A 5,396-nucleotide genomic window follows, 5' to 3' on the forward strand; every position below is an offset into this window, starting at 1 on the left:
GTTCCCGCCGACGCGTCGCGCCAAGGGCAACTGAACCTTTTGCAAGACCTCGGACCCGATCGCATCCTGGGCGAGTTTGCAGCATTGGAGCGTTGCGCGGAGCCGACGCGTCGGCGGGAACCGGAGCAGCCGCTGCTGCCGCATTTGGTCATGCCGGCCCATCATGACGTTCGCGAAAGCGATGTCGTCATGCATCGTCTTCACGGCAATATCGCAGCCGCCGCGGACCGCGGTCCCACCGATTTCGCCGAGCTCCTTCTGGTCCCCGGCGTCGGCGCGCGCACGGTGCGCGCTCTGGCCCTCGTTGCCGAGGTGGTGCATGGCGCGCCTTGCCGTTTTTCCGATCCCGGCCGCTTCTCGCTGGCGCATGGCGGCAAGGACAGGCATCCATTTCCGGTACCGCTGAAGGTCTATGACGAGACGATCGGGGTTCTGAAATCGGCCGTGCAGAAGGCAAAGCTCGGTCGCGATGAAGAAATCGGTGCCTTGAAGCGGCTCGACGATCAGTCACGGCAAGTCGAGCGATACGTGACCGGCCCCAGCCTGAAGGAAATTGTCGCGGGAGAATTCGACCAGTCGCATCTGCTTGGCGGGCGCAGCGTGTTTGGCTGGGAAGCTGCGCCGGACACAGCATCAGCTGAGCGGAACGAGAAAGCGTGAGCACGGGTGGAGGGGCTGGAGATCAATCGTCAAGATCGATGAGTGCGACACCGAGCTCCGGACGCTTGCTGCGACGCAGATGACCGGGTGCTTCCACCAGGGTGATTTCGAGCGTTGGCCGAACGATGCCGTCAAGCAGATGTCCACCCCGAGTGGTGCCGTCGCTCAATCCAAGCACCGCATGGACGTGCAGGCTGGGCTTATCGTCGTCACCCAGTGCGACATCGCCGATCGCGCTCAGAACCTCGCACTGTTCGTCGACAGGGATTTTGCGGTAGGTCTTCGAGGCCGGATCAAACCAGCCCACCGTGGCTTTTTCGAAAGCCCCTATGGCGGTCAAGGAGGCGCTGCCGATCTTCTGCTCGACCGCGAAGGCGGTCAGTGCCGCGAACGCTTCTTCGCCTGGGTCGAGCACCACGACGAATGTCCGTTGTCCGCCGATCTCATTGACGAGCTGCGATTTCATCCCTGTGCTCCCGCCGCATTCAGTGCCGGCCTCATATCAATGTGCGCGGTGTTCCGCATTGCGCTTGCGGGTCGCCGCAGCTTTCCTTGCCGATTCCGATCGGCTTGCGGCAGACCGTGATGCCGATGCCTTGCCGCCGCTTTTGCCGCCTTTGTGCGCCGCTGGATGGCCCGTGTGTTTGCCACGGCCGGAACCGCCTTCCTTCTTGCCGCCGCCATCGTCCTTGTTGACGGTAGCCCATGCGCGCCGCTCTGCCTCCTTGTCGGAAACCCCGCGCTTCTCATAGCCTTCGGCAATGTGGTCGGCTTTGCTCTCCTGCTTGTCAGTGTATTTCGATTTCTCGCCTCGTGGCATGGCCTGTTCCTCCTGTTGAATAAGGGCTGAATGTCGACTCGACGCGCTGGTTCCAACAGAAGTTTGCGTAGCCAATGGCGCATCGCGATGCATGGCCAAACACCGCCGCGCCGCGCAAGCTAGCGCCTTTCGGGCCGGGGAGAGTGCAGCACCAAGGCGAGGGGGATTGGTTCAGCCGATTGCCAACCTCACGACGAGGGCCAGGATCACGACGCCGACCAAGCCGGCTATGAAGACGACCCGACGCGTGCGCGTTCGCAGGATGATCTCGCCTTGTCTCGCCTGCTCCGCAGAGAATACGGGTCCATTGTCACCGTCCTTGCCATGCCGACTATCGCTCATGATCGCCTCCTTCCCGCTGTTGGCACACAACCATCGCTTGACCGGGGAGGTTCCGATTGCGTCGATCCCGCCGACAGAAAAAAGGATCACAGGCTCGTGAGGAGGGAACTTTGCCCTCCGCGAGTGGTTTGGGCCGCTTGAGACCCAGCCAGCCCGGAGCCAGCCATGTCCGATGCCAAGATTTCCAGTGGCCTGAGCAGACGCATGTTCATGACGGCCTCTGTTTCGGCGGCGGCGGTGATGCCGCTTGTAAATTCCCCGACGAGAGCTGCCCAGCCCGCGTCCGCAAAACCGGCCGAACCGCGCGATTTGTCGGCGGTTTCGATGCGTATCAACAAGCAGACCTACAACCTCGCGCTCGACAATCGAACTAGCCTGCTTGACGCGCTGCGCGACCATGTCGGCCTGACCGGCACCAAGAAAGGTTGCGATCACGGTCAGTGTGGTGCCTGCACGGTGCTGATCGACGGAAAGCGGGTACTGTCCTGCCTGAGCTTTGCCGTTATGAACCAGGGCCGAGAGATCACAACGGTGGAAGGCCTGGCTTCGGCGGAAGGGGAATTGCATCCGGTCCAGAAGGCCTTCGTCGACCACGATGCCTTCCAATGCGGCTATTGCACACCGGGTCAGATCATGTCCGCCATCGGTTGCATCAACGAAGGCCATGCTGGGTCGGAAGACGATATTCGCGAATATATGAGCGGCAATCTATGTCGCTGCGCGGCCTATCCCAACATCGTTGCCGCGATCGTCCAGGCACGCGACGAGACCAGGAGGGCTTAGGATGCGCCCATTCGTATATGAAAGACCAACCAGCGTCTCCGCGGCAATCGCCATGGCGTCCCGTCCCGATACCGTGCATGTTCCGCCAACCGGTGCCGACACGCAGTTCATCGCCGGCGGCACCAATCTGGCCGACTACATGAAGCTCGGTGTCGCGCGGCCGGAGCGACTGCTCGACCTCAACACTCTTGCCGAGCCGGCCTTGCGGCAGATCAGGATAGACGATGATAAGATCCGGTTTGGTGCGCTGGTCCGTATGGGTGAAGCAGCCGACAACAATGATGTCAGGCGCCGTTGCCCGGTCCTCGCCGACAGCCTGAAATTCGCTGCCAGCGGTCAGCTTCGCAACATGGCGAGCCTGGGCGGCAATGTGCTGCAACGTACGCGCTGCGAGTATTTTCGAGAGATATCTTGGCCGTGCAACAAGCGCGAACCGGGCTCCGGCTGCGCTGCGATGGAAGGGTCCAATCGCCAGCATGCCGTGCTGGGTACGAGCGATGCCTGCATTGCCACGTATCATGGTGATTTCGCGCAGGCGCTGGTTGCGCTGGACGCCACCGTCGATGTCGAAGGTTCGCGGGGAAGGCGCACGCTCACTTTTGCCAAACTGCATAGACGGCCGGGCGAGACGCCCGACATCGAGACGGATCTGGCCGCCGACGAGCTTATTACCGCCATCGAAGTGCCGCTCGCACAGTGGAGCAGCCGGTCGCGCTATCTGAAGATACGCGATCGCGAGTCCTACGCGTTTGCGCTGGCGTCCGCGGCTGTCGCGCTCGACATGGATGGCGAGACGGTAAGGAGTGCGCGCATTGCGCTCGGCGGACTGGCGACGGTGCCGTGGCGTGCGCGCGAAGCAGAGGACGCGCTACAGGGCAAAGTGCTTGACGAAGCCACGGCGCAGGAGGCCGCAGAGGCTGCTTTCGCCGATGCCAGACCGCGCGAGTATAACGCATTCAAGATACCGCTCGGCAAGCGCACGCTGGTGCGGGCGCTGCTCGAAACCCGGGATATGAAGGGCTGAGCCATGAACCAAGCTGCACCCGCTCCAAGGGAAAACCAGGGCGATCCCGTTGTTCGCATTGACGCCCGGCTAAAAGTTACCGGACAGGCCGGCTATCCCGCCGACATCGTCACCGCCAACGTCGCCCACGGTGCCCTTGCCACCAGCAGCATTGCGCGGGGCAAGGTTTCCGAACTTCACACGAAAGACGCCAGGGCCGTACCCGGTGTGCTGGACATCGTCACCTATGGCGATCTGGACAAGACCGACATGCCGAAATTCGGCAACACCGGCGCAAGTTCGATTGGGCCTTTGCACGACAAGACGGTTTTTCACGATGGTCAGATCATTGCTCTGGTGGTCGCCGAAACCTTCGAGGCGGCGGAGGAGGCAGCGATGTTGATCCGCGCCGACTACGAGGACGAACGGCCCAGCGCCAGCTTTGATTCCAAGGGCGTGAAGGTGGAACCGGCTGCCGGCAAAAGCCCGATGTTCAAGGAGGATGCGAAGGCCGGTGACTTCGACGCCGCTTGGGCGGATGCGACGGTGAAGATCGACGAAAAATATTCGACGCCGACCCAACATCATAATCCGATCGAGCTGTTTTCGACCACGGCCATATGGCAGGGCGACCAGTTGACGATCCACGAGCCCAGCCAGAATGTTACGGGCTGGAAGGTGGAACTGGCACGCCAACTGAAGCTCGATCCGGCCAATGTGCGGATCGTCAGTCCCTATATTGGCGGCGCCTTCGGCTCCAAGGGGCCGATGACGGCACGCACTGCGATCGTTGCCGTCGCGGCGCGGCGCATAGGCCGGCCGGTTCGCTGCGTCGTCAATCGCATGCAAGCCTTCGGTACGCAGACCTATCGAGCCGAAACGCGGCATCGGATCCGCATGGGCGCCGGCAAGGACGGCCGCATCACGGCGTTCGGACATGAGGCCTGGGAGGTGACGTCACGCCCTGACCCTTATGTCGTCGGCGGCACGTCCGCCACCGCGCGCATGTACAATTACGGCTCCGTTCTGACGCATGTTTCGCTGGTTCATGCCGACCGCAACACGCCTGGCTACATGCGATCGCCGCCGGAGACGCCTTATGTCTACGCACTGGAAAACGCCATGGACGAAATGGCCGTGGCCCTCGGCATGGATCCTATCGAGTTTCGTCGCGTCAATGAACCGGAGAAGGAGCCGATCGGAGGCAAGCCATTTTCCAGCCGCTCACTCATCAAGTGCTACGACCAGGCGTCCGAGGCCTTTGGCTGGTCGAAGCGCGATCCCAGGGTCGGCTCGATGCGCGACGGCGATTGGCTGGTCGGGATGGGCTGTGCGACGGCAATCTATCCGACTGCCGCCGCGCCCTGCGCGGCCCGGGTTCGTCTCACCGCCGATGGCGAGGTTCGGGTCCAGTGCGGCTCGCATGAAATCGGCACCGGCGTTCGCACCATCGCCGGCCAGATGGCGGCCGAAAGGCTGGGGGTTGGCATGGACAAGATCAGCGTCGAGATGGGCGACAGTGCCTTGCCGCCGGCTCCCGTGTCGGGCGGATCGATCTCGACCGCCAGTGTCTGCTCGGCGATCATGAAAGCCTGCGATGCGATACGCGAAAAGCTATTTGCCGCCGCTGCGGGCAAGGGGGCTCCGCTGGCAGGTTCGGCCAATGCGAAGCTGGATTTGAAGGACGAAGAGGTCGTCACCGAGACCGGCAAGTCCGCCAAGCTGGCCGATGTCTTCAAGGCCATGCAGGTCGGCGCCATCGAAGAATATGCCGAGTTTGCGCCGAAG

General features: G+C 62.5%; 7 protein-coding genes. 4 read left to right on the forward strand and 3 right to left on the reverse strand.

What is annotated here, in order from left to right; all coding sequences use genetic code 11:
• Window positions 1-660 (forward strand): DUF763 domain-containing protein (locus EOC06_RS43180; protein ID WP_245469913.1); only part of this gene is annotated, 660 nt, incomplete at its 5' end.
• Window positions 661-682: 22 nt separating this feature from the next.
• Here EOC06_RS43180 and EOC06_RS22560 read toward each other — a convergent pair.
• The 3 genes from EOC06_RS22560 to EOC06_RS22570 form a co-directional block, all read right to left on the reverse strand.
• Window positions 683-1,126, reverse strand: coding sequence for a PPC domain-containing DNA-binding protein (locus EOC06_RS22560; protein ID WP_128308827.1), 444 nt, complete (start codon window positions 1,124-1,126; stop codon window positions 683-685).
• Between the two features lie 36 nt (window positions 1,127-1,162).
• On the reverse strand, window positions 1,163-1,480 hold the full coding sequence (locus tag EOC06_RS22565; RefSeq protein ID WP_128308828.1) for a plasmid stabilization protein: 318 nt from the start codon (window positions 1,478-1,480) through the stop codon (window positions 1,163-1,165).
• Between the two features lie 171 nt (window positions 1,481-1,651).
• Window positions 1,652-1,822, reverse strand: coding sequence for a hypothetical protein (locus tag EOC06_RS22570; RefSeq protein WP_127322072.1), 171 nt, complete (start codon window positions 1,820-1,822; stop codon window positions 1,652-1,654).
• 165 nt (window positions 1,823-1,987) lie between these two features.
• Between EOC06_RS22570 and EOC06_RS22575 the strand changes: the two genes are divergently transcribed.
• The 3 genes from EOC06_RS22575 to EOC06_RS22585 form a co-directional block, all read left to right on the forward strand.
• On the forward strand, window positions 1,988-2,605 hold the full coding sequence (locus EOC06_RS22575) for a (2Fe-2S)-binding protein (RefSeq protein ID WP_127322071.1): 618 nt from the start codon (window positions 1,988-1,990) through the stop codon (window positions 2,603-2,605).
• 1 nt (window position 2,606) lies between these two features.
• Complete coding sequence (locus tag EOC06_RS22580) at window positions 2,607-3,629, forward strand: xanthine dehydrogenase family protein subunit M (RefSeq protein WP_128308829.1); 1,023 nt, start codon at window positions 2,607-2,609, stop codon at window positions 3,627-3,629.
• Between the two features lie 3 nt (window positions 3,630-3,632).
• The coding region (locus EOC06_RS22585; RefSeq protein WP_164898692.1) for a xanthine dehydrogenase family protein molybdopterin-binding subunit at window positions 3,633-5,396 on the forward strand (1,764 nt) is incomplete at its 3' end.

It is taken from the genome of Mesorhizobium sp. M7A.F.Ca.MR.362.00.0.0, assembly GCF_004023175.1.
In the GTDB taxonomy this organism is placed as follows: Bacteria; Pseudomonadota; Alphaproteobacteria; order Rhizobiales; family Rhizobiaceae; genus Mesorhizobium.

Excerpts from the sequence above, each read along its gene's own strand:
- EOC06_RS22575 (WP_127322071.1), top strand. The coding sequence starts at position 1,988 with ATGTCCGATGCCAAGATTTCCAGTGGCCTGAGCAGACGCATGTTCATG.
- EOC06_RS22580 (WP_128308829.1), top strand. The coding sequence starts at position 2,607 with ATGCGCCCATTCGTATATGAAAGACCAACCAGCGTCTCCGCGGCAATC.
- EOC06_RS22560 (WP_128308827.1), bottom strand. The coding sequence starts at position 1,126 with ATGAAATCGCAGCTCGTCAATGAGATCGGCGGACAACGGACATTCGTC.
- EOC06_RS22565 (WP_128308828.1), bottom strand. The coding sequence starts at position 1,480 with ATGCCACGAGGCGAGAAATCGAAATACACTGACAAGCAGGAGAGCAAA.
- EOC06_RS22570 (WP_127322072.1), bottom strand. The coding sequence starts at position 1,822 with ATGAGCGATAGTCGGCATGGCAAGGACGGTGACAATGGACCCGTATTC.